This is a genomic window from Asaia krungthepensis NRIC 0535 (genome assembly GCF_025995175.1).
Lineage (GTDB): Bacteria > Pseudomonadota > Alphaproteobacteria > Acetobacterales > Acetobacteraceae > Asaia > Asaia krungthepensis.
Genome location: NZ_BAPV01000021.1, coordinates 1 through 1,682 on the forward strand (window position 1 = coordinate 1; position 1,682 = coordinate 1,682).

General features: G+C 53.1%; 2 protein-coding genes and 1 pseudogene. 2 read left to right on the forward strand and 1 reads right to left on the reverse strand.

Annotated features, from left to right (window positions below; genetic code table 11):
- Positions 1-254, forward strand: a pseudogene (locus AA0535_RS10815) (hypothetical protein); the annotation flags it as partial.
- 457 nt (positions 255-711) lie between these two features.
- Here the strand turns inward: AA0535_RS10815 and AA0535_RS10820 are convergent.
- Positions 712-894: a hypothetical protein gene (locus tag AA0535_RS10820; protein ID WP_264816149.1), complete on the reverse strand. Its 183-nt coding sequence runs from the start codon at positions 892-894 to the stop codon at positions 712-714.
- Positions 895-1,435: 541 nt separating this feature from the next.
- On the opposite strand from AA0535_RS10820, the gene AA0535_RS10825 reads away from it, so the two are divergent.
- Positions 1,436-1,682 (forward strand): transposase (locus tag AA0535_RS10825; RefSeq protein WP_264816151.1); only part of this gene is annotated, 247 nt, incomplete at its 3' end.

A 1,682-nucleotide genomic window follows, 5' to 3' on the forward strand; every position in this document is an offset into this window, starting at 1 on the left:
GACTCGTCCTGACCAAAGGCCAGGTCTCAGCTTACAAAGCCACAGACTCCCTGCTGATGTTGTTTGTTCCAAACCCGAGGGCGATGCTGGCTGATCGGGGCTATGACAGCGACTTTTTCCGTCAGGCGCTTCTGATCCATGGGATCCCGCAGGTTGTTCCATCACGCAAAGGCCGCAAGACATTGGATCAGATCTTTTGTCAACGTGACCTAGAGGTTTCTATGCGGCAAAGCGCTCAAACTCCGAAGAGTTGACAGCCAGAAGCGTATCATCACCTGACACGATCGAAGTGGCCGCTCATGTCTCCGAGCCAGTTAGGTTGCTTCAACCTTCCCTCGGATCAGTCCGTCCGCTCAATGGTAAACGTCTGACAGGAAGTGCCATCATTGCGGACAGTACCGTGCGATACCGGATCAAGCGCAGTACGGTGTTCTCTCCAGCAATGCGATAACGCTTCTGTTAGAGCTGCAGCTACTACTAAATGGGGAGCCGGTAGCAGATGTGCTCCCGGAGCATTATTTGTCGCGAACTCGACCACGCCGTATCGTGTACGCTCTCGAACCGAATAGCACCATTGCACTTAAGTGCAATGGAGGCGGTATCCCTACTTTGCAAAGGATTCTTGATTCATGCTTTCAACGCACGAGAACGAAGTTTTCGTCCGCACGCGCGACTGCTCAAGGCCTCCCAATCGCCTATGAATACTGATATTTAGTGAATCAGCGAGGCTATGCCGTCGATTTTGTCGGCGAGGCTAGCAATCATGTGTTTAAAATCATCCGGAATTGAGGACTTTGTGGCAGCAACATTCAGTCTTTCGGCATCGCTCTGCAACTCCTGAATAAGTTCACGTATCTCGCTTTGGACACCGTTTTCGTCAGCATCGAAACGCATATGTCACCTCCTCCGATTGAGTATTCTGCGCCTCATAGGGCGCGTTGTCCATTGTACTGCGGGTAATAGTATCGTGTGCTCAAATCAGTCCCGATCAAGGACAGGCATTGGGACCAGCAGCTCCTTTCGTTACGCTATAAAACGACAGAGTCCGGATTAATCCGGACGTTCAGGCGACTACTGGCCCCTGTGCGTCACCCAAAGACGGATTGAAAGATAAGAAGGTGAGGCAGCCTTGGCTAGACGACGCCTCCATCGGTGAGAGAGGGCGAAACTCAAAGCATGTCGTGTGTCGCGGCTTTTGAGACGCTATCACCGGACGTCACAAGAAAGATCGCTTATCCGGTCGACGTCCCAATGATCGTCATTGGCAGATTGATGACATAATCGTTGAATTTATGTCAGGATGATGAGAAACGTACGAGGCAATCGTCGCCAGATAACTGCGCTTATGCTATGGTAGTATTCCATGGGTCGCGTTGACAATAGGGGTATGCGGAGGGCTGCATTCTGATTCAAGGCTGCTTTTTATGGGGCCGCCATGGATCGCAGAAACCTATCGGACGCAGAGTGGGACGTGATTGGGTCGCTATTGCCGCCTGAGCGAGGCCGGTGGACACGGCCTGCGGGCGACAACCGCCGTTTCCTGAACGGCATGCTCGATGTATTGCGCACAGGTTGTCCCTGGCGAGACATGTACGAGCGCGACGGCAAATGGAACTCGGCCTATGTCGGCTTTCGCCGCTGGGCTGAACAGGGCGTATGGGACGCGATGCTGCAGACGCTGG

Coding starts and splice junctions, on each gene's coding strand:
- AA0535_RS10820 (WP_264816149.1), bottom strand. CDS start 894: ATGCGTTTCGATGCTGACGAAAACGGTGTCCAAAGCGAGATACGTGAA.